This is a genomic window from Bacteroides sp. 90-K9/2, assembly GCF_047310725.1.
GTDB lineage: Bacteria > Bacteroidota > Bacteroidia > Bacteroidales > Bacteroidaceae > Bacteroides > Bacteroides vicugnae.
Map to the genome: position 1 here is coordinate 59105 of NZ_JBCGVL010000001.1, position 24645 is coordinate 83749.

Below are 24645 nucleotides of genomic sequence, written 5' to 3' on the forward strand. Positions count from 1 at the left end.
TGTAATCGGTTATCTCTCTCCTTTCCGCCATTCATTCATGTATTCACGAGGGGTTTGATTATATTTCTTCCGGAAACACTTGCTGTAGTATCCCGAATCCTTGAATCCGACAGCAAAAGCAATCTCGGAGACACTTAAATCCGTGTTCTTAATCAGCTCGACTGATTTATTCAAGCGAATCTCTTTTACCAGATCTACAGGGGCCAGACCGGTAAGACTCTTTAGTTTCTTGAAGAATGCCGAACGACTCAATCCGATACCGGATGCTATGGTGTCAATATTAAAATCACTGTCGTCCATATTTTCTTCAATGACCTGATGTATCTTTTCTAGGAACTGTACGTCTTTCTTTACCAAATATTGTTCGTAGCTGTCTTCTTCGGTCGTTGTCTGGTTTTCCATTTGCTGGCGGATTCGTTCACGGAACAATTTCCGTTCGGCAAGCAGCTGGTCGATACGTGCCAACAGGTATTCCTTGCTGAAAGGTTTGATGATATAGGCATTTGCTCCTAAAGTAATAGCTTTGGTCTTGGCGCCTTCATCATTTTTCGCGGTCAGGATAATAACAGGAATATGGCTGATCTGGAAATCTTTGCGGATAGATTGCAACATTTCAAGGCCGTCCATTTCAGGCATCATCTGATCGGTCACTACGATATCAGGATGATACAGGTGCACTTTCTTTAAACCTTCTACTCCGTTATTGGCAATATGGATATTGAACTTATCTTCCAACTGAAGTTTTATCAACTGGCAAAGGTCCTTATTATCCTCAACCAACAAAAGGGTCGGTAATGAAGCATCAATTTCCGGTTCTTCTTCTGTATCTTCTTCGGATATGGCATTGGCAACAGGTTCCTGTTCCACAGAAACGGGAACTGTTTCCGTACCTCCCACATAAAAGTCAACTTCCGACGGACGATAATGCTCCTTATCCATCAGGAGTTCCACAATAAACACTGCCCCCTGTCCTTCAGGACTTTCAGCACGAATCTGTCCGTGATGAAGATTAACGATTTCCCTTGAAAGTGCCAATCCGATACCTGTGCCCTGATAATAGGAGTTTTTCGCATTCTCTCCTTGTGAGAAGCGTTCAAAAATCTCGGTCAGTTTATTTTGTGGAATACCTACCCCGTTATCTTCCACCCGTACATAACAACATTTTCCGTCGTCTGTCAATCCGGTAGTTATATAAATGCTTCCACCGGAATGAGTGAATTTGAATGCATTGGATATGATATTACGGATCACAATGCTCAATTTCTCCTTGTCCGCCCATACCATAATCGGTTCATCCGGTAACTGGAAAGTGAAACTGATTTCATTTTCTTCGGAAAGCACGCGGAACTCTTTCTGGAAAGAGGCTATCATCTCATTAAAATCAATCAATGACACATGCAAACGCATTTTCCCGTTTTGAATCTTCCGGAAATCAAGTATCTGATTCACTAATTGCAGCATCTGATTGGTGTTCTTCTCCATCAAATCCACATATTGCAATCCTTTCGGAGACAGCTTTTCACGTTCCCTTAATTCTTGTATCGGACCTTTTATCAATGTCAAAGGAGTGCGCAATTCGTGGGATATATTGGTAAAGAACTTGATTTTCATCTCCGAAACTTTTTGTTCGATATAAATATCGTTCTTCATTTTAATCATGAAGAAAGCCAGACGCAAACTAAAATAGAGAGCTGCCAGACCCAAGATCACATAGATAAGAGTTGCCCACCAGCTTAACCACCAGGGGGGAAGAATGGTGACGGCCAGCGTGCAGTTGGAAACAAGTTCCGGATTGGCTTCATCCATTGTTTCTACACGGAATGTATAATCTCCGGGAGGCACATTGGTGTAGGAAGCGATGCGATTCTTCCCGTTATAATGCCACTCTTTTTCATAACCTTCAAGTATATAACGGTATGACACCCGGTTCTGATTATAGAAATTCAATGCCGCAAATTCAATCGTGAACATGGATTGATTATAGTTTAGCCGGATTGTTTTAGCGTATGTGATGGATTCTTTTAAGATCGGACATTCGCGGAAACTACGCAAATCGCGATTGGATACTTTAAAATCGACAATACGTGTGTCATAATTTGTATGCAGTGTTTCCAGTTTGTCAGGAGAGAATGTCAGGATTCCCTGACGAGTGCCAATCCACAAGTCTCCATTCAATGTCCGGAGTGCACTGCCCTCTTCCAACTCCACGTTCAGGAAACCGTCGTATTTGTCGTAATTGCGGAACTGCTCGGTAGCTTTGTTGAAGCAAGACAAACCTATTTCCGTTGTAAACCACAAGTTGCCGTTTTTATCTTCTACGATGGACTTGACTACGTCGTTATTCATTCCTTCACGGATACCATAAGATTTGAAAATAGGTTCCCTCTTTTCCTTGTCATAACGAACCAGTTTATTCAAACCGCCTCCGAACACACTCACCCAGATTTGAGAATCAGTATCTTTGTAGAGTACATAAATATCGTTATCCGCTACATTCGAGTTTTCACTGACTTGACGGTACGTTTCAAACTGAATCTGTTCGGGCGTGGAAAAATGCCCGTCGAAAGACATCAAACCATCCATAGTTCCTACCCAGATACGTCCGTCTTCATCTTCCGTCATGGTACGTACCTCCATATAAAGGCCGTATGCAGGATATTGTTTCAGTCCATTGTATTTATGGATGAAGGTGATGGCTCCATTTTCTTCGGAAATCAAATTCAGTCCTCCACCTAATAGTCCTACCCAGATGCGTCCCCGGCTGTCCTGATAAGTAAAGTATACATCGTTGTTACTGATAGAATTCGGGTTCTTGGGATCATTGATATAACGGGTAAAACGCAACCCGTGCGGAGAATTCATATCCGGTTCAGCTTTGACAAGCCCATTTCCTTTGGTAGAAAACCAAAGATTACCGTCTTTGTCTTCCATAATATGATATACAGTTCCCAATAGATAGTTCTTATCCGAGAAGATCTGTTTCACTTGTCCGTTACGATCCAGACGGTACAACGCCTGCCAACGGGTTCCTACCCAGATATCGCCATTTTGTGCCTGGAAGAGGGCACGTATCCCCTGATTCCAGGAGTTTGATCTCTCGGGTATTAGCGGAGAAGGAGAAACTTCCGTCAACAGTTGGAATTGCTTTTTGGGGAAATTAAGTCTGTATACTCCGCTGCTTGTAGATGCTAACCAGAGGATTCCATCTTTGTCCAACAGAAGATGGAAAAAAAGCTGGTTGGGAAGATCATCCGAGAAAGGTTTTAATTGGTTAATACGGGTCATTTCCAGTTTTTCTCTGTCGAATAGAAGAATTTCTCCTCCCGGGGTCATGAAGAACATACCTTGTTCACCGGCATCCTGCATTTCAAAATTGCCGATGGCATTCTGATTGGGGAATGTAAATCGGTGGTGGCTTCTATTCAGAGGATCATAATAGGTCAATGCCTGATTACCCTCCTGAAACCATACCTTATCATATTTATCATAAAATATGATTCCGCCGTCCTTTTCGGGGATGGTGAATGGAAGTTTGGTCAATTGTTTGTAACCGATATTATACTCGTACGTTCCTTCGTTAGTAGTGATGTACATCAGACCGGACTCTGTTATCAGCAGATTAGAAATCGGGCGTTTGATTTCCGGTATCTCATAACGGTTGACAACTCCATTTTGAGGATCAATACTATAAATGTGTCCTTTCTTATCTCCCAACCATAAGAATTTAGAATTATAGGAGGCACAAGTAAACTGGTCCGGATTGGCAGATACCTTTTTCTGTATAAAGTCAGCGGGCTTGTCTTTCAGAGCCGCCCCTTTCCGGAGGGACAGAATCTGATAATCCATACCAATCCAATTGATAAATTCTGCAGTTTCGCAGAATACGTTATGTTTCAGACGCATATCATACACATTCACGTTGGGACGCGAATCGTGCAACTGCTTCATCGTTATTTTACCTTCCTTGTCGGTATATGCACGCAAAAGACTTTTATCTTTTGTCAACAACAATACATCCCCGTCTTCGGTTGTCTGAATCTTAATAATCTGGATGTTCTCCGAATATTCTTTTACATCATCATAGACAGCATGGAAACTCTCGTGTCTTTTATCGAACAGGTAGAGTTTGCGGTCGATGGTCTTAATCCACAGAAAACCATTTTTATCTTCCACGATACGCTGAATCTTACGTGGTGGAATGTCGGTGGAATAAAAACCGTCATGATTATCATAGGAGCGGAATTTGCTTCCATCGAAACTACATAATCCATACCATGTGCCAAACCAGATAAACCCATCCTGTCCCTTTAAAGTGCAGTTGACGATATTATTGGGCAACCCGCGTTCGGCTGTGTAGTGTTCTACAATCATATTCGGATAGGCAAAAGCATAAATGCCTATCATGGATAGTAATAGTATTAGAATATTTCGTTTTCTCATTGGTGGCTATAATTGGAATTAAAACGTACCCCAAAGGTAATCTTTTTTTTGATATAAGCTTATCATCATCATTCGTTTATACCATAAAGTTAGGCACAGATTACACGGATCTCACAGTTTTGGGAAATATTAATGTATAAAGCAACCATGAAATCCGTGTAATCCGTGCCTAATTCTCTGTCCCAAATTCAGTTTGCTGGCGTTCCACCTCATCCAATACCCGTTGACGTTCTTCTTCTGTCAGTTGTATTTTTCCTTCTGATGATTCTTTAAAAGAATTTACTTCTGGAACGGACGATGCAGTTCTGCGTTCTTCGTAAGTGGATTCCTCATAACAGAAAGGCAGTTCTGCCGGAATGCTTTCCAGTTCTATTTCAGTCGCTGTTGGAGCTTGGGTTCCCTCAAACTGTACACGGGCTTTCACTTTCATCTTTCCGGCTTTCCGGGTGGAACGGATCAACACGGGAGCAGAACCAAATTCCACTGTACGGGGATTGGCGCCGATAGCAGCATCTCCGATGATTTCTCCTTCACCTTCTATGGTGAAAACAATGTTCTCTTTTGCCAGACGGCGTACATTTCCACTATCATCGGTTACTTCGGCAACAACAACGATAAAGTCGGAGCCGTCAGCTATCAGGTTCACTTTTTGAGTATCTACATAGAGGCGTAGTTTCGTGGAACGCCGGGAAGGCATTTTCTTTTGCGTGCATACTACTTTTCCGTTGATGATCCCTTCGGCCACCATATTTACTTTTTGCCAGTTTTTTTGAGTATAGCTATATCCGCGTGCTTCCCAAAAATCCCAGACATTTTCGAATACAACCGGTGCATTCGGCATATGTCCTTTGGCATGGACTACCGGTTTCGTCCAGGTTTTCGTTCCATCATAAATAGAAAGACGCACAGAATCACAGTTGGTAAATATAACCACGTCTTTATCGGAAAACTGAGACATTTCATGAGCAATGAATATCATCGGACCACATTCTGCCAATGGATGCTGAAGACCGGCAAGCGACTGGCTACGGAACATTTCGTATGCATATTTCTTCTGACGGAAAGCATCGTAGATGCCACCCCAGTAAGGGTCAGGATGATAACCGCGCTGATGATCGAACGGATGCCATTGCGCACCACCGATAAATAAACCGGTAGTACGATACATCTCGTCATAACTCTTTGCCAGTGAAAGTGCCTGTACCAATAACGGGCGTTCTCCCCAACTGCGGCTGGCACGGTTGTTATTATTGTGAGCATACCAATCATCCACATTCTCTCCAAATTCACGGGTGAAAATACATTGTTCCGGCCTGTCTTCTTTTTCGTCATCACCCGGCCAGCCATAAACAACATCGTAATGTTCTTTCACTCCTGCAGAATGAACATCGGCAGCGGCTACCGGACGTCCCGGATAAGGATATTCCTCTTTGGTGATTTCAAGAGCCTTTAATGCAAAATCAAGTGGATAGCGAGTCTCATTCAATATAGGTTCCCACATTAGTACGGAAGGATGGTTACGGTCGCGACGAATCATTTCACGGGTATTCTGATGAACCAACTCACCGAATTTCGGATCTTTGTTCCAGTACTGCCATCCCGGAGTAGCGACAATCACAAACAGACCGAGTTCATCACAAGCATCCATAAAGGCAGGATCTTGCGGATAATGCGCCACACGAATAATGGTGCATCCGGCATCACGCAGACGTTTGGCATCACGCCATTGCTGTGAGTTCGGTAAAGCATTGCCTACATAGGCAAAATCCTGATGGCGATTTGCTCCTACCAGTTGACCGAAAGGTTTTCCATTCAGCCAGAAACCGTCTTTTCCACGAAATTCTGCCAAGCGAATACCGACACGGGTAATGCCGCCATCCATAGATTTATTTCCTTTTTTAATACGGGATTGTACTCTATATAAATAAGGTGTATCCGGTGACCAGAGTTTTGGATTCTTCACTTCCATCTGTTGCTGGATGGATTTCTTCTCTCCCGGTTTTAAAGACAGCTTTCCGGAACAGTGTTTGATTACTTTTCCGTCAGCATCTGTCAAAGTCGTTTCTACAGTGACCGATTCAGTACGTACATCCTCATTCTGAATTTCCGTATTTACATATACTTGTGCACTCTTTTCACTGATCTTATCAAAATGCACGAATACACCTCCACCGCCAACGGCTTGTGAATCAATAGCATCGGTGATAGCTACCGGAGATTTGGCAATCATCCATACATCACGATAGATGCCGCCATGATAGGCGAAGTCTAGTGTATATTGGCGTTTTCCGGGGGGATAGGATTTGTCATCACTGTTGTCTGTGAAAACAGCAAGCAGGCAGGAGTCTCCGGCTTGTACGCCATTGGCTGTCAAATCCAGAGTGAAAGGTAGATAACCTCCCAAATGTTCCTGGATGCGTTTGCCATTCAGATAAAGAATCTGTTTACCCATGGCTGCTTCAAAATGAAGAACAACCCGTTGGCCTTTTGTTTCGGCAGGGAGAACAAAATGTTTACGATACCAGGCTGGTCCCTGATAATTACGGCATCCACTTCCTTCGGCAGGCATTAATTCTACCGTATGGGGAGTGGAAACTACTTTCCAGGAACGATCATCAAAGTTTACTGCTTCTGCTCCCCGGACATCGCCTTTGAAAAATAGCCATCCCGGATTGAAATTATAAACTTGTCGCCCACTACCGGGAAGCTGGATAAATCCGGCAACCGATGTTTCAGGACGGTAAGTTTCTGTCGCCTGTCCTTTTTCGATTCCTAAGAACAGTAACAGAAAAGATGATAAGATGATAAACGGTCTTTTATTCATAGTTCTTTATTTATATATTTCATTCGAGTTTTCACCACAGAGGACGCAGAGGACACAAAGTTTTTTTGTAATATATTATTGGTTCTGTCATTCTGCTTGTCTAAGAATCTCCTCTCTATATGTACACAAAGGGAGTAAATTCTTAGACTATACGTTCCCTTAGACAGATAGATTTACTGTTTAAAAAGCCTCTGTGTCCTCTGCGTCCTCTGTGGTGAAAAAAAACTCATTTTCAATCATTATAATGATATCTTTCTTTCTACTTTCAGGTAGAACTTTCAAGTTTGTTACTTTCCCGTCTTTCAGAGTAGCTTCTACTGTTGTTTCACCAGGAGCATGCAGTTTGAAATGTACATTCCATTCTTTCGGCCATGCGGGGAAAAGAAGTATTTGTTCTCCGTTTGTTTGCAATAGCATTTCCTGAAGTCCTATCATGCCGCTACCTCCCCAATTATGGTCGGGTGTCCAGTCATAGCCCGGTCCCCAAAAAGCAGGAAAGCGGTGCGGCCCGTTGGAGAGTTTGGCAAGGGATAACCTTTTCGCTTCTTGGGTCAGTCCCAGGCAAGCCGCCCAAATGTTGTCCTGTTTCCATCCGATATGCGAACGGAATTTGATGGCATCCGAATCATAAAAATAGGTATTGCGTGCTATGTCCAGATTCTCCTTTCCTACTCCATAAATACGCCATGGAAATACCGGATAAAGTTGTGGCGTTTCGACATTGTTAATTCGTTCCCAACTTACAGCAGGCGAAATTGTTCGCTTCAAAACCGGAGCAAGAGTAGGATTCAACGTATCTTTTATTTCTATGTACCGCAATGGAATCGGAGGAATTGTCTTTAGCATCTCTTCTTTCTTTCCATAAGTTTCCAATACTGTTTTTAGAGCTGCGATGGTGCTGCTGGCATTATTGGTCATTTTATATGTCTCACAGGCAGAACCCGGAAAAAGAATCAGATGTCCGTTGCCATCCAGCGCCTTCCGTCCCCGACGGGAAGCAAGTTGCCGATAATGTTCGTCGAAGAATGTCAGTGAACTTTCAATCAAAGGCAAATAAGGGGTGATATCAGCATTCGCATAGTTCTTTGTTTCCAGTATCATCTGGCAGAATTCGAGAATCGTATCCCATTCATATTCCAGCCAGGCATTATATTCCAGCCCTTTGTCGAACCAGTCCGGCCGTTTGAAACCATACTCTGCGGGATTGGGCAGACCGAAATTTTCTATTTGTTCGCAGAAGCAAGCTCCGTCATGTTGCCAATATACACGACTCCTCCATTCAGCATTCTTCAACATACGGTTATAGAAATCAAACTGGGAAGGCATCATATCGAAGTCCCCGCTTTTCAGCATCGGCCAATAAACCAGGCGTTGATTCTGTGCTGTCATTGTACCACCTCCCCATTTCCGGTAGTCGGGAGTAAAGGATTGTTTTTCGTCGATGTAACAAGGATCAAAAGTGAACAGTCCGCCATTGAATTTAGTTGGTACGCTACCGTAGGCATTACAACCCAGCATGTAACGGAAAAGAGTGTAGTTTCTGGTTATTTCTTTTGCTTCTCCCTCCGCTTCAATGAAGCTGCGTTGCCAGAAAGCATTCCACCACGAACGGGTTTGCTTTTTATCCTGTATGAGAATCTTCGATGAGACTTTGCCTTGCGGGGCTATTCTTTGCAAAGCAGTTTGCAGTCCCTGCTCCCACTGTTCTATTGTTTCTGTTTGGGCTGTATGCAATACAATACAGAAATGTTCTTTTCTGGACGCTTTGGAAGAACGGAATTTCCAGGCGCGGTAGTCTGTTCCGGCATACACGCCATCCGTGGTGCCTATAAATTCAAGGTTTTCTCCGAACAGGGTTCCTCCGAAAGTTTGATTTTTCAAGGGATTCATCATTTCGGATTTTACCTCGTCCATTCCCTGTTGAGCCACAACAGCATCAAAAACAGTCTGTTCCGGATTGCGATGGTAGAACAGGAGTTGATTGGCAGAATGATTGGTTTTGCCTAAAGAAATAAAGTCAGCCGCTGTCACAGAACCTTTCGGAGGAGCCCATTTGTAAGAACATTGTTGTCCCTCTCCTTTCCTGACAGGTCGTTCCTGATAGCGCCAATTCTCATAAAAAATTTCAGTTTGTAACGCTTGTGTATTGGTTACCTCCACGTGTATAACCGGATGAAAAACATCTACCCAGAATTGTATCTGCGTGTTTCCTGCTGCAACTTCTACATATCCGTCCTTCAGTTTCAATTCTTGACGAAAATCTTTCGTATCTTTAAAAGGATTGGGTGACAGACGGAGACGTATGCGTCCTTGTTTTAGCAGACAGTTGTTTTCGTCGAATGTGCCGCTACGGCTCACATAGAACATAATGTCACCCTCTTCTACCCATATATTCATCCCGATATCTCCGCCACCACAGGGCATGGATTCTGAAGAATTGCGGCTAGGAGTATTCCAAATGACATTGGCATGTTGGCTCCATAGAGCCGACACGCCAACAAATATGAATAAGAGAACAAAAACTCTACGCAAATGATTCATAATTTATAATTTCATTAGCAGTTTACCAATCATCCGAACGAAAAGAACCTAAAGGCAATCCGTCACCATATACATCTCCCTCCACATAGTTTTCAAAACAATATCGAACAGCTACCGGGTGCGGCACTTTATCGCTTTTCACCAGCATCTTGCTACGTTCTATCCATGCTTTAGCCGGATAAAATACTTTATCTTCGCCGGCTACCTGAAAGTTTTTTGACTCAAAACAGTTCTTGCCGCTAATCCACATATTTGCACGTTCAAAGCTAACGACTACTGTATCATTCTTTATTTCAATGCTTTTATAGTATGGACTTTCGCCATTCACGCCTTCCACTCCGTAAGTTTTAGTCAGGGCGAGAAGTGCCAAACGTTCTCCGGCAACTTGCTTTTTTGCCGGGTGGATTCCTTTTTCCATACCTGCATCCAGTAATACGGCCATGCCACTGTTGGGTACACGATGTTCTACTTTTGCCTGTGCCTCCCGAAGATAGGCGGAGTTTATCACTTCTTTACCTTTTTCTGTGATAATCCCATAATCATACGGAGCTATTTGGCAATAGTAAAAAGGAAAATCTCCCTGTTTCCATTCAGCGCGCCAGCCATTTATCAATGCAGTAAACATATCCGCATACGTGTGCGCCCGATTCCAATTATCTTCGCCCTGATACCAAATCACTCCTTTCATCGTCATGCCGATAAGGGGATGCAACATACCGTTGTACAGTACGGTCGGAGTACGGTTCTTTGATTTTATATCGGCTTCCGATTGAGGAATCTTTGCATCAGGAAAAGCTTTCAACCAGTCAGCGGTCATCCATGCTTCGCACGCCGATCCACCCCAGGCTGCAACTACCAATCCTACCGGAACCTCTACTATTTCATTGATTAACCTCCCGAAATAATAAGCCGTAGCACTGAAATCACGAACGTTGGCCGGAGTTGCTTCTTTCCATGAACCGATAACATCGGTCTGCGGAGTCAATGTAGAAGTACGTTTTACGGTAAACAAGCGAATTTTCGGATTCTTGCTGTGAAGAATATCCATATTGGCATTCTCTACTGGCTGATTCTTGAATCCTTTCATTGGCATTTCCATGTTACTCTGTCCAGAACATAGCCACAATTCACCTATCAATATGTTATTCAGTGTTTTTTTACTTCCATCATCAAAGGTGACAGTGTAAGGACCTCCTGCTTTGGGAGTAGAAACCGAAAGTTTCCATGCCCCGTTCTTATCGGCAGCTGCCACGTATTGCTTTCCATTCCAGCTGGTAGTTATGGTCACTTTCTTGTTGGGAGTGGCAGTTCCCCAAAGATTTGCATTTGTCTGTTGCTGCATCACCATGCCATCAGAAAAAATAGCCGGCAGTTTTACTTCTGCGTGTGTTGACAGGCAGGCGGCCGCAAGCAGAAAGCTAGCCAACATTGTACCTGTTTTAATAATTGAACTTTTCATTATAAGTATATCTTTATCATTTAAGTACTACATTATGATGAATTAGGCACGGATTACGCGGATTACACGGTTTATAAGAATCGTATTACATAAAGTAACAGCATAATCCGTGCCTAAAAAACTTTCACTCTATGGCAGAAAAACTCAAAGGGCCGAGTAATCCTGCCGGAAGTAGTTTATTTTCCTGTTTCCGGTATTTTGCATTGGTCCAAATGCCTTCAAATGGTGCTTTTCCTTCATCAGCTCCTTTCAAGGCATTCGCCCAAGTGTTCGTAACCTCTATTTCAAGTATATTGATTCCTTTTTTCAGAGTAGTTGTAATATCAGCACGATAAGGAGCTGTCCAAATGGTACCACAGTCTACGCCATTCACACGGACAGTTGCTAAATTACAAACCGTACCCAAATTCAGGTAAATCTGTTGGCCTTTTTTCGGTTTATTCTTCCAGCGGAAAGCCGTCTTATAAGTAGCTGTCCCCGAATAATAACGTATCTGTTCGTCCGGCTCTTTGCTCCAGTCGAAAAGTTCTTTCCGTGTGAGCGTTTTCTTGTTAGCTGCAAAAGTTATCATATATTCCTCTGCTTCCAGAGCTATATTTAAAGGCTCTTTGGCTACCTCCTTTTTCTCTTTCTGTAGTCTTGAGGAGTCCTCTCCATAACCTTCATGTGCTCCCTCCATAGGATATACGATGAATACGGACTCATAAGGAGCCAATGTGAGAGTAACTTCCGTCCGATTTCCATTGATACGGTAAGAAGGACGGCTGTTTATTTCACCCGTCACCGGATTCCAACATTCCGGTTTTCTATCGTTGATACGCATACTTGCGGTAAATGTGCGTGTTTCTTCTCTTTGATTGGCGATAAAGTAAAGTTCGCCAAGTTCACCACGACGATGTGTCCAGGCAATATCTTCCGGTACAATCATGTCACGTTCCAACCCATATACGGAGAAATCATCCGCTGTATAAGGCAAAGAAGGTATCAATACACCCGCTTCTTTTAATTCATTGATCTTCTTCTGCACTTCCGAAGATAATACAGGTTCGGGATTCATCGGACGTGCAAGAGGAATTACCAATGCTTTATAGCTGGCTCCACCCGGCAGTGTCATTCTGCCGTCTTCCACTTTGGCCAGACGTAGTAACGCATCTTTATTAAAACTATCATAAGCGTATCCGCGAAGTGGATTCACCCATTTTTCGGGATCAGCCATATTGGCTGAATGTGTGACACCTACCGGACGCACACGCAAAGGTTGTCCCTCATTCGCCAAACGAATGCGTTCGCTTTCCACACGTTCCGCACCGAAAATTCCCGGAAGGGACGGAACCAATCGTTCCGGCAATATCGAACGTCTTGGCATTTCTTCACCTGTAAATACTGCAATATCTGTCACCGGATGTCCATATTGCAATAATGCCTGACAACGGGTAGCATATTCGGAAAATGCTTTTGCACCTTTATCCCACCAAGTCTGATCGCGTTGGAAGAAAAGTCCGATGCCATCCAATGTCATGCCAGGTTTGCAATCCAGCCAGGGATTATGTACATATACGTGATAGAAAAGACGATTGATTCCTAATGCGTAATTACGATCCAGCAAGGCTTTCAACATAGCAGGATATTCGTCCCACGTGCCGCGTACTTCGGTGAATCCTTCAGCCTGAATGATGTTCTTTCCGTAGATATGTGCCCCGCTAATAGCATCCAGCATATCATTCGGTTTATCATGGGTAGGGCTGTTCAGCCAAAATTCTCCCATAGGAAGATCTACCTTTTGGTAATGCAGCAGGCCATCGCTTACCATGGTCGGTGCTACACACTCCGCTGAAAACTGACAATCATATTCTTTGGCACAATCTGCCAATACCTGATAGAATACATCCACCACCAATTCGGCAATCGTTGTACGGACATCTCGCAGAATCTTTTCACTTCGTTCTGCACTTTCCATAGGAATACCTGCCAATAGTGGTAAATAAGGCATCAGGTCATAACCACGACGTTTCTGAAATTCTGCAGCGAAATTTGGATTCCAGTTCTGGCTTCCACATTCCCAACTATCTACATGCATATATTTCAATACACGACGTGCTACTTCCGGATTCGTCTTTACAAATGCTTGTGCAAACCAGTTATCAAATTGTTTTCGCACCGTTTTCGGATCGAACTTATCACATTCCAAGCCCTTTCCGCCACCGGCTGTTGCATTGGTATGTCCGGTAGCTGTATGTCCCATGCGGAGCAATTTCCATTTACCTTTAGGGAGAACAGCTGTGATTGTTTTTTCTTTAGAATGACTATCCGGGGCATTCTTATATTGTTCCGTCAGATTAATAACCTGTGAAAGTGAATAGCAGTCCTCCTTTCCTATCTCCTCTTCTTTGGTAGATTCAGCAACACGCCATACCAGTCCGGTTTTTCCTTCCCACTGATTCAAACGGGCTTCCTGATGCAGGTGCAGTTGTTTGATCTTCAGATTAGGTTTCCATTTTGCGGCATCCATATCTTCACTTCCCGGTTCGCTCCCCTCGGGTGTCCAGTAGAAACGGAAATAACGGGCTGTAGTTGCAGGAATACTATGAGTAGAATTTTCATCTGTATTTTGCCATCCCTGACGGGCAGGGACTAGCTGTTTCACGAAACGATAATTTACGCCATCGTCACTTGCCATTACTTTCAAGCGATGTGCCTGATAATTATTGCCATTTAAAACGATTTCTATATTCCGGCAGGTAAAAGGCTGTTTATATTCATATTGAATATAGCATGGATACGAAGAACGGATAACGCCTGCCGCATCCATATTCACTGTTTGAGCAGATTTTACATTGTTCGCTGTTGCTAAGTTTACGCAAGTGATCTTTGCGGGCATTTCGTCTGCCGCATCCTCTACCGGCAAAGCAAATAGCGCAATATCTTCATAATAGTTTTCATAAGCTTCCGGCTGTGGCAGACGTAATGCATTGAGCTTTCCACCATCAATGATTGTATCGCTCCAAACAACTTTCTGCATTGATTCTTTCGGAGTAATCCAGGGACCTCCTGCCAATGCAAAACCATCACAAATATGCATTCCCAGTTTCAACCCTAAACGGTCGGCTTCCTCCATGCTGAAACGCACCATTTCCCACCATTCAGGAGTCAACTGCTGTGCCTTGCCGTTATATTGTGTACCTTCACTAACCCCTTTGATCGGCATCAGATAAGTACCTCCGAGTCCTGCATGTTTCATCGCTTCCAAATCGGCAGTTATTCCTTCTTTGGACACAGCACCATACATCCAGTACCAAAAGGTCCAAGGCTTCGCTTCGTCAGACGGATTCTGAAATTGGTCGCGAAGTGAGCGTGTTTGTTGTGCATCGACAGGACATACAGCTGTCCATGCCAATAAAGAGAATGCAAATATTTGTTGCTTCAGTCGGCTTTTCATTCCAATACTATATTTTTTCTATAATGAAGACGAAAAAAGGACTGTTTTGTACTCACTATTTGTAGTTGAGATTAGAAAAGATGTAGAAAATGAAAGATGTAGAAGAATGGTTGTTTGTTTTTACATATATCATTCAGCACATCAACCATCAATATTGAAAGATCAGAATATTACTACCAGTTTTGTCTCTGGATTTTAGGGAATCATCCGTTTCTTTAAAAGAAACATGTTGTTCCTCGGTGAGAAACGGGTCGTTCCTTTTAAAGGAACGACCCGTTGGTTTTAAACCAAAAATAGTAAATATAGAGTGTTGTATATCAACCTATTACAAAAAAGAATTCCGCATCGATAACCTGGAAATTTTTCTCAACATTCAAAATAGAATTTAAAACTTAAAAGGACGATTTATGCAGAATTTTTTATTACAAATATTAAAAAAACTATGGTTAAATTAAGCTGCATCTGGAGAAATACACGCATATCCGATATAGACGGCGTATTTAATTATACAAAAGGAATATTATCCTTCTACTGCTTAACAATTTCCTCAATTCTCAATAACAGGTTAGGATTACTTGGACGAGCAACAGTGCCATAATCAACTATTTGTCCTTTTCTGTTTATCAAGATATAATATGGCAACCTATTAATTTTGAACTGTTTGGTAATCTTCTGATAATTCTCCAGTCCAATATAATCAGCAGCATAGACACATTCTATATCATGATTCTTCATCGAGTATTTATCTAAACACAATTCCCATTGCTTTTTGGTATCATTACCGCCGGAACAAATGGAATAAATAATCAAATCCTTCGTAGAATATTGGCTGCGCAACTTCTTCAAGGGTTCCATCTCTGCCAAGCAAGGCGGACAAGTTGTAGCCCAAAAATCGAGATAAATCACTTTTCCCCGGTTTTCTTCAAGGATCTTATATATGCTCTCCATATACGACATTGGAGTTAACGTATTTGAACTTTCATTGTATTTGCCATACAACAAATTATCAGAAACAGACTGTGGATTCTCCAAGAACGCTTTAGTTTGCCTGTACACCTGTGCTATTTGTCCCTGCAAATGAGGTATTTTTACGATTGAGTCAAATTGCGAACGCTTCCTTGAGAGGGAAATTGTATCATTAGCTTCAAGGCTATTAGCTGTAACTTTAGTATATAGATATTGATTCAATTCATTTTCTCCTATTTCGGACATAATATCATCTATCGTTGGGTATTCTTTGTTTTTAAGAACCATTCCTGTAGGAATATAATTTTCTATCCAATCGACTATATCAAACAAGCGGGCTGATAATATTCCTTTTTTATATAATTTATTGATTTCGGGCAACAGCGTGTGATATCGTGCGAACTCTTTTCTTGTCCGATATTGACATTGGCTCGCATAAACTAGGATCGTATAATAATAATCCTGTTTCAGTAATTCCTCCGTAAACATGACGACATCTTGCATAGGATTGTATTTCTGCAAATATTCGGCCCTGCGTTCTAAACGTGTATCATATTCTTTCTTTAACTCTGCTTCAAAATCCTCGACACTCAAATCATGCCTGATACCATAGTCACGCATATAATAATATCCGCTTTCTGTAAAAGCCAATATCTCCTGATTCAATTTTTCCGTATCACCTGTTACTTTAGGATGAAACATATCCTTGAAATCAATCTCTAAATGGATACTGTCACCCGGATGCACATATAAATGCTCTGCATAATTACGAATAGAAACCTCCCGTATTTTAGCATAAACAGGAAAAGTAAAATAGAAAGAACCATCCTCTTGAATGGGAGTACGGTACTGATTTTCCATATCTCTGAAAAATGGAATAATAAGTGTCAGTTCTTTTTCTTGTGGATAAAATTCACGGTTCAAAACTTTACCTGTGATAAAAATCTCTTCAGCATATTCTTCCGGAAAATCATAAACGGTTTCTGTCTGACTGGAAATATCCGGCTGAAAGTTACTTTGTACTTTTTGCCGACAACTGATAAATAATATAAATATCGGCAAAAAAACGAATAGGCAATGCTTCATTCTCATAGGGCGTTATTTGTGTATCAATATAAATACTTACTTTGCGAATATAGTGATTAAATTCAGTATTTTATAGTGTTTCCTGTTAAAACTTCTTCCCCTATCTTATAGCCAACGCACAAACTTCCTGATATACCAGTTCTTTACTATTTGCGTCAAAATACAATAAGAAAGCAAAATTCCAATCAGCCAGGGGAAATAGCTCAAAGGAAGAGCTGTCAACCCGATGGAACGTCCGAAAGCGGTGAAAGGAATAAGAATACCTATTACCATGATTAAGAATGTCAGTCCCATTACAGGCCATGTGGCGCGGCTTTGTATGAACGGTATCTTACGGGTACGTATCATGTGGACAATCAATGTCTGTGATAACAAACCTTCTACAAACCATCCGGTCTGAAACAGTGTTTGATGTTCGGGACTGTTACAGCTGAATACATACCACATGACCAGATAAGTAATAATATCGAAGATGGAACTGATAGGTCCTATATAAATCATAAAACGACTTAGATCGGACGCATCCCATTTGCGGGGTTTCTTCAGGAACTCCGGGTCCATACGGTCAAATGGAATGGTTGTCTGCGATATGTCATACAGTAAGTTCTGAATCAACAGATGTATCGGCATCATAGGCAGAAACGGCAGGAATGCACTGGCGAACATCACACTGAACATATTACCAAAATTGGAACTGGCAGTCATCTTTATATACTTATTGATATTGCCAAATGTCTTTCTCCCTTCGAGCACTCCGTCTTCCAATACCATCAAATCTTTTTCCAACAGGATAATGTCTGCGCTTTCTTTCGCTATATCCACTGCAGAATCGACAGATATACCAATGTCTGACTGACGTAAGGCACCCGCATCATTGATTCCATCTCCTAAAAATCCTACTGTATTGCCCTGTTCCTGTAATAGAGAGATGATTTGTGTCTTCTGGAATGGAGTCAGTTTTGAAAATAAAGTGGTATTCTTTACCGCTTCCTTCAATACCGTTTCATTCATATTCTCTATTTCTATCCCGGTAAGAAAATGGCTGGTGTCAATTCCTACCTGCCGGGCGATGGCTTTTACTACGATATCATTATCTCCCGATAATATTTTAACTGCTACTCCATGTGCATACAATTGTTCGATGGCTTCAACTGCAGAAGGCTTCGGAGGATCAAGAAAGGCAAGATACCCGATCAGTACCATTTCTTTTTCATCTTCGATGGCAAAATTACAATCTTTCTCGATAAAACTTTTTTGGGAGACTGCCAACACTCTCATTCCCTGCTGATTCATTTCTTCACTAATCATCTTTGCTTTGATTTTCAAAGCATCAGTCAAGGGATGAATCTGCCCGTTGAACTCGGCATAGGAACAGACATCGAGAATCTCTTCTACCGCTCCTTTAGTAATGATCTGCCGTTTTCCTTGCTTGTTTTCTATCACAACAGACATTCTTCTGCGTGTAAAGTCGAAAGGTATTTCATCCACTTTAGTGTAGTCATCTTTCAAATGTTCCAGATTCAGCTCTCTTACATGAGAAAGAATCGCTTTATCCATCAGATTTCTTAAACCGGTCTGGAAATAACTGTTAAAGTAGGCATGACGAAGAATACGTTTACTGTTGTCGTCGCTACCATCTGCATTGATATATTTCTCCAGCACGATTTTATCGCAGGTCAATGTACCGGTTTTATCAGTACAGAGTATGTCCATTGCTCCAAAATTCTGAATAGCATTGAGATTCTTTACTATTGTTTTCTTTTTGGACATGGCTATCGCTCCTTTAGAAAGGTTGGCAGTCACAATCATTGGCAACATTTCCGGAGTAAGCCCCACTGCAACGGATATGGCAAAAATGAAAGCCTCGAACCAGTCTCCTTTTGTGAAACCATTCACGAAAAACACAAATGGAACCATTACCAGCATAAAGCGAATCAACAAGAAGCTGACTTTACTAATACCTTTATCAAAAGCTGTAGTGGCACGATGTCCAACCAGACTTTTTGCAATCGTACCCAGATATGTTTTATTCCCTGTTTCATAAACAATACCTTTTGCTGCACCACTTATCACATTGGAACCCATATAACAAATATTGTCCAACTCTATGACGCTTCCTTTCCGAAATTGCTGGCTCTGTATCTCCGGAAACTTCTCTATCGGTTCGGACTCTCCTGTCAATGAAGCCTGACTGATAAACAAGTCTTTTGAATCGATGATCCGAATATCAGCGGGAACCATATCCCCAGCTGCCAGATACACAATATCCCCCGGAACGAGTTCCGTGATATCAATCTCTTCTTCCTGTTCACCGGCACGTTTGGCAAGACAGGTGTTCTTTACCATCTTCATTAAAGAATCCGTAGCTTCACTTGCTCGCCATTCCTGCCAGAAACGCAGGATAGCGCTGAATATCACCATGGATGAGATAATGATTACTCCTGTCCATTCCTGTTCTCCGGGTTCGGCCATCAGTACATCCAGAAACAAGGATATAATGGCAAGTCCGGTCAGAACACCAATGAAAGGATTGATAAACGTTTTGATAAACAGTATAAACGGGTTCTTTTTTTGTTCATGGACCACTTCGTTTCTTCCATAGATGGACTGCCGCTCTTGCACTTCTCCCAATGTCAATCCGAGCTTTGTTGTCTGCAAGTATGAATAGATTGACTTACCGGGTTGTGTGGCAACCAAAAATACTTTCTCTGAATTGAATGTGTACTGTGATGAACGCAGTTTTTTCTTCCATACCATACTCTCTAATTTTTTTAAGTTACTAACTGCATTTATTAATTCGATGCAAAAGTAAGAAGGACTTCACAAGGAAGCTGTTAGAGAATGATTAGAGTGATATTAGAAAACGATTAGAATTTCTTAGATATGCGGGAGTTTTACCACAAAGGTAGTGCCCTCATCCTTATGGGAAGATACGGTAAGTTCGCCTTTGTGAAGGTGAATAATCTTTTGTGTCAGGTTCATGCCTATACCATTTCCGGGAGCAATATTCTTGTTTTCTCCACGATAAAACAGTTTAAACAGGTTTTCCTTATCTGCATCGGACATGCCTACACCATTATCGGATAAGCGGATGATTGCCCATTGCTCCCAATAGGCGATCAGGACTGATGAAGTCCGGTTGGAAGAATATTTGCAGTTATTCTCTACCAGATTTACAAAGGCGGTAGTCAGCAGATAGCTGTTTCCGATGACTGTCAGTACATTATCCTCTTCGGCTTCCTGTTCAAAGACTAATTCGATATGATAATCCGGATGCGCTTTCAATACCAGTTCTCTGGCATCCAGCAACAGTTCATCCAGACGGACTTCTTCCATTGTTATCTGTTCCGGCTGATAATCGGCTTTTGCCAAGTTCAATAGTCCGTCAATCAGGTTTACAATTCGGTGGGAGTCTTGAAGAGCATTGCCAATAGCCATCTGATATTGTTCGGAGGTACGTTCTTTCAATAAAGCTAAATCGAGTTCGGCTGTAAGGACCGCCATGGGAGTACGCAATTCATGAGATACATTACTGACAAACATCTTCTGTGAGTTGAAAGACTTCTCCAGGCGTTCCAGTAGAGCATTGAATGTCGTACTTAATTCTCCCAGTTCATCCTGTTCATTTTTTACGGGTAATCTTTTATCAATACGCGATGCGGTGATTTTCTCCGCTTCTTTGACAATGCTGCGTATTGGTTTTAAAGTGCTTCGAGACAGGATATAACCCACAATCACCAATACACTTAATCCTCCGATAAATGACAGGATGAGTATATTTCTTAACGCATCCCGATTGGCGTATCCGTAACCATCATAGGCGGCAGCGGTAACAACATAATCTTTGCCTTCAAATGGATACACCAATCCTACTGCCTGATATTCGTCCACATAGAAATTGATATCCTTCTGTTTCAGAATTCGCTTTATCATCTCTGGTGTTTCCTTGACAATATCGTTCTGCAGTGCATCGTGATATAATATTTTAAAATCGGTTGTATAGACAGCAACTTCTACTTCATCAATAAACTTCTGATTATTTAGATAAATAGACTGCATAGTTTGCGCATCTACTTGATTTTTAAGGAATAAATGTGCTTTGGTTATAGCTTCACTTTGCAGATTACGAAAGAAAGCATTACTACGCGAATGTTCACTCACATAGTAGACGGCTATGACAAATATGAAGAATACCGCAGCTGTCAGCCCTGCATATTGTAGGGTCAGTGTTGTTCTGATTTTCATAACTTATCAGTCAGTATAAAACCCATTCCGGCTTTGGTATGAATAAGTTTTGGTTCAAAATCCCTGTCTATCTTCTTACGGAGATAGTTGATATATACATCTATGAAATTCGTTCCTGTATCAAAATGGGTGTTCCATACTTTTTCTGCTATCTCAACCCTACTCAATACTCTTTCAGCATTTTCTACCATATATAGCAGCAAGTTATATTCCTTAGGAGAAAGTTTTATAGATATGCCGTTTCGTTCTACGTCCTTACGTTGAAGGTCAATACGTAAATCTGCATAAACAAGTTCCTGCGGCAATTCCTGTGTATTGCCTGCCATACGTTTCAATAGTACTTTGATTCTGGCATTCAACTCTCTGAAATCAAAGGGTTTCACCATGTAATCGTCTGCACCGGCATCGAAACCGTCCAGTTTATCATTCGTTGATCCTAATGCTGTCAACATTAATATAGGGATATGGGGATTGGTCTTGCGAATTTCTTTCGCCAGTTCAAATCCGTCCATCTTGGGCAGAACAATGTCGGATATGACCAAATCGAATGTATGGGTCTGGAAAAGCCGTAACCCCATCAATCCGTCATAAGCCACCATTGCCTGATAACCATTTTCTTCCAGCCCGTTCATCAGCAAACTTGCAACTCTGGGTTCATCTTCTATAATTAGTATTGTGTACATAGGAAAGAATTCATTCATCTGGATGTATAAAACGAAACAAAAATAAAATAAAAAAAGGTACTCATGTTATATTGAGTACCTTTTTATCATTTATTTACATAAACCGGAAAACGATCCGTCCGGTTTGTGGACCATTTACCCATTTCGGTTGTGAGGAAGGACCACACAAATCGGTGGAGTTTACTTTATTACGTACCGGAGGAATCACATTCAGAAGAGAAATTCCACTCTCGGGAAGAGTATAAAGCAAACGGTCGCGACCGTCACGAGGCTGATATACTCCGACATAGGTGTTGGGAGTTTCGTTTGTCAGGCTGATAATGCCCTCTTTCGTCCGGATATTCATCCAGGAAACATCGTCAAAATATCCTTTGAATTCGGGATAAGTGAAAGTTTCACCAGGAATAGGGTCGTTATAGTCGTTTTCCCATACATCGTATTGTGTACCATGAATACGATTCTGCCATACACGATAGGGTCCGGCTCCCAACCAGCGTTTACTGATTACCTGATCTTCCGGATAATCGAAACAAATACCCATTAAATCCACCACACCGGAGAAATTGTAGGTATAATCCAATACCAAATCCCCACTCGGGCTGATTGTCCATTGAGCTTTATCTAAATTACCCAGTTTATAATTGGCGGTAACAATCAGATCACCTCCCTCTTGTTTTACGTCCAGTTTCGTAAATACGGCAGCATCGGGGAATTCGCTATATGTACGGTCTTTTTCTTTTGCTTTCTCATCATCATGGTTATAGAATTGATCCAATGAGCGGTCTGCACGACGGGCTCCAATGAAACGGGGACCATTGGCGAAACTAATTTTACGATTATCTACAGATACTCCTTTTAATTGTCCGTCTTTCTTTGAGAAGATGAACGTACGCTTGTTCGCCTTCACTGTGAGATCATTTTCAGTTTCCGTATAGGTAGGGCGGATGGATAAGAAGGAGATCGGTTCAGTTTGCTGGTTCAGTTTATCAACCGGGAAAGTCCAGCGCCAAAGTTCATGACCGTATTTATCAATAGCTGTCAGGTAAAGAGCATCTGTATTGGCGAGGATATTTGTTTTTATATCCAAGACACCCGCCGAATGAGCAGCCACGTCACTACCCTGCACTTCTCCTTCTTTCAACACTTGAGCAGCGGCATTAGAAGCATCCGTTGCCTGTGGAAACTTCACTTGCTTCCAAAGGAAACGACAGGTATTCAGATTCAGATAATCATAACGGTTTTCTACGGAGAATTTACCGTCAAATTGCCTGTCGATAGAAGTATTCATAATCTGTATTGGGCTCCATAACTGCTTGATAGTGTAGTAGCTACCCTCCTTTTCGTGATGTGGTCCTACAATACCGTCGGCTCCAAAGTTTCCCTGATTATCAATGAAGCCATCCATATCCACACGCTTCACTCCTTCATCTGCCAATACCCAAAGGAAACCACCGATACAACGGGGATGCTTGCGCATCATTTCCCAATAATCATATAATCCGGCACCATGACCTCCATCGTACAAACCATGCAAGAATTCTGTAGGCATAAAGATTTCCGGCAAACGCATATAGTTCTGGCTTTCTCCGTAAGAGCGGTAATGCATTGTTTCAAAACCGGAGAAATTGCCTTGCGGGTGAATAACCGGACGTTTCTGCGGGTCGTATTTATGAAACTCTCCGTCCAATTCAGTATTCCATCCTTTTTCATTACCATTGCTCCACCAGATAATAGACGGATGATTCACGTCACGTTCTATCATGCCTTCAATCAGACGTACTCCGGTGGGCGTATCATATTTGCCATGCCAGCCTCCCAATTCATCCATCACATAAAGTCCGAGAGAATCACAAGCTTCCAGAAATTCCGGGTCAGCCGGATAGTGGCTCAAACGGACAGAATTCATATTCATGTCTTTCATTAAAAGAACATCTTCGATATTCTTCGCTTTACTCAATGTACGGCCACTTTCAGGACGGAAGCTATGACGATTGACACCACGTACATTGATACGCACTCCGTTTATATAAAGTCCGTCGCTTTCACGTACTTCAATGGTACGGAAACCAAAGTTTTCCGTTTCACTATGCAGCACTTTACCGTCCTTATCCAATAGGGAGAATTGGGCTTTATAAAGATTCGGAGTTTCCGCAGTCCATAGTGCAGGGTTAGAGACATTCAGTTGCAGGGAAGTCCAGTCGCCACCCGCTTTTACAGGTACAGTGGTTTCCGCTAACTTCTTTCCTTTTTTATCCAGAATCTGTGTACGAATACTCATGCCGTCATTGGAGATATTGGTGTAGCAGTTGGCACGGAAAGATCCATCCATCTTTGCATCAATAGCAATATGTCGCAGGTTTACAGCAGGTTTCACCTCCAGGAATACCGGACGGAAGATACCTCCAAAATTCCAATAATCAGCACGACGTTCAGCCAGATTCACACTGGCATTTTCACTCTCTTTGGCAACAGTGACTTCCAACAGGTTTTTCTTACCATATTTCAGGAAATCCGTGACGTTATATGAAAAGCGATAGAAAGCCCCCTGATGTTTGGAACCCACTTTGCGTCCATTCACTTTCACTTCCGTATCCGTCATTGAAGCCTCGAATACAAGATTCACCTGTTTGCCGCGGAATTTTTCCGGAACTTCAAACTCATACTTATACATACCTTTTTCATTGGCAACGCCTTCAGGGAATGGTTTACCATAGAAAGTGATTCCATACTGATAGGTGCCGAATCCTTGCAGCTCCCAGCAGGAAGGTACACCAATTTTCGTCCATTTCCCGGAATTGCGTCCGTCGGTACAAAAGAAGTCCCATTCAACCATGTCATCGCATCCGTGACCGGAGAGATATTGCCTTTCCGTTTGTGGAAGGTTTTGAGCAGCCAAGGTAGTTGCCAACGCTAAGGTTGATAATAAAGTGGTTACTTTTTTCATTGTTACTTTTATAATTGTGTT

At 42.1% G+C, this 24645-nt stretch carries 10 protein-coding genes; all 10 read right to left on the minus strand.

The window, feature by feature from the left end; genetic code table 11:
- Positions 1–9 precede the first annotated feature (9 nt).
- The 10 genes from AAHJ11_RS00250 to AAHJ11_RS00295 all read right to left on the minus strand — a co-directional run bounded on the left by AAHJ11_RS00250 (position 10) and on the right by AAHJ11_RS00295 (position 24624).
- Positions 10–4440, minus strand: coding sequence for a two-component regulator propeller domain-containing protein (locus AAHJ11_RS00250; RefSeq protein WP_413578856.1), 4431 nt, complete (start codon positions 4438–4440; stop codon positions 10–12).
- A gap of 169 nt (positions 4441–4609) precedes the next feature.
- Positions 4610–7264, minus strand: a complete 2655-nt coding sequence (locus AAHJ11_RS00255) for a glycoside hydrolase family 2 protein (protein WP_217723525.1) — start codon at positions 7262–7264, stop codon at positions 4610–4612.
- A 180-nt stretch (positions 7265–7444) separates the two neighbouring features.
- Positions 7445–9805: a DUF5703 domain-containing protein gene (locus tag AAHJ11_RS00260; protein WP_413578857.1), complete on the minus strand. Its 2361-nt coding sequence runs from the start codon at positions 9803–9805 to the stop codon at positions 7445–7447.
- 22 nt (positions 9806–9827) lie between these two features.
- Positions 9828–11264: a sialate O-acetylesterase gene (locus AAHJ11_RS00265; protein WP_217723527.1), complete on the minus strand. Its 1437-nt coding sequence runs from the start codon at positions 11262–11264 to the stop codon at positions 9828–9830.
- A gap of 124 nt (positions 11265–11388) precedes the next feature.
- A complete protein-coding gene (locus AAHJ11_RS00270) occupies positions 11389–14700 on the minus strand; it encodes a glycosyl hydrolase (protein WP_413578859.1) in 3312 nt (1103 codons plus the stop codon).
- A gap of 528 nt (positions 14701–15228) precedes the next feature.
- Positions 15229–16752, minus strand: coding sequence for a TlpA family protein disulfide reductase (locus AAHJ11_RS00275; RefSeq protein ID WP_413578860.1), 1524 nt, complete (start codon positions 16750–16752; stop codon positions 15229–15231).
- Between the two features lie 105 nt (positions 16753–16857).
- Positions 16858–19509: a magnesium-translocating P-type ATPase gene (mgtA, locus tag AAHJ11_RS00280; protein ID WP_413578861.1), complete on the minus strand. Its 2652-nt coding sequence runs from the start codon at positions 19507–19509 to the stop codon at positions 16858–16860.
- Positions 19510–19629: 120 nt separating this feature from the next.
- Positions 19630–20997 (minus strand): ATP-binding protein, encoded by a 1368-nt coding sequence (locus tag AAHJ11_RS00285; protein WP_413578862.1) that lies wholly within the window; start codon positions 20995–20997, stop codon positions 19630–19632.
- Positions 20994–21680, minus strand: coding sequence for a response regulator transcription factor (locus AAHJ11_RS00290; protein ID WP_148366739.1), 687 nt, complete (start codon positions 21678–21680; stop codon positions 20994–20996). Before AAHJ11_RS00290 ends, AAHJ11_RS00285 begins: the two co-directional genes overlap by 4 nt.
- 94 nt (positions 21681–21774) lie before the next feature.
- The gene (locus tag AAHJ11_RS00295) at positions 21775–24624 is read right to left on the minus strand and encodes a glycoside hydrolase family 2 protein (RefSeq protein WP_148366740.1); all 2850 of its coding nucleotides are present in this window, start codon (positions 24622–24624) and stop codon (positions 21775–21777) included.
- Positions 24625–24645: the final 21 nt, after the last annotated feature.

Coding starts and splice junctions, on each gene's coding strand:
- AAHJ11_RS00250 (WP_413578856.1), bottom strand. CDS start 4,440: ATGAGAAAACGAAATATTCTAATACTATTACTATCCATGATAGGCATT.
- AAHJ11_RS00255 (WP_217723525.1), bottom strand. CDS start 7,264: ATGAATAAAAGACCGTTTATCATCTTATCATCTTTTCTGTTACTGTTC.
- AAHJ11_RS00260 (WP_413578857.1), bottom strand. CDS start 9,805: ATGAATCATTTGCGTAGAGTTTTTGTTCTCTTATTCATATTTGTTGGC.
- AAHJ11_RS00265 (WP_217723527.1), bottom strand. CDS start 11,264: ATGAAAAGTTCAATTATTAAAACAGGTACAATGTTGGCTAGCTTTCTG.
- AAHJ11_RS00270 (WP_413578859.1), bottom strand. CDS start 14,700: ATGAAAAGCCGACTGAAGCAACAAATATTTGCATTCTCTTTATTGGCA.
- AAHJ11_RS00275 (WP_413578860.1), bottom strand. CDS start 16,752: ATGAAGCATTGCCTATTCGTTTTTTTGCCGATATTTATATTATTTATC.
- mgtA (WP_413578861.1), bottom strand. CDS start 19,509: ATGGTATGGAAGAAAAAACTGCGTTCATCACAGTACACATTCAATTCA.
- AAHJ11_RS00285 (WP_413578862.1), bottom strand. CDS start 20,997: ATGAAAATCAGAACAACACTGACCCTACAATATGCAGGGCTGACAGCT.
- AAHJ11_RS00290 (WP_148366739.1), bottom strand. CDS start 21,680: ATGTACACAATACTAATTATAGAAGATGAACCCAGAGTTGCAAGTTTG.
- AAHJ11_RS00295 (WP_148366740.1), bottom strand. CDS start 24,624: ATGAAAAAAGTAACCACTTTATTATCAACCTTAGCGTTGGCAACTACC.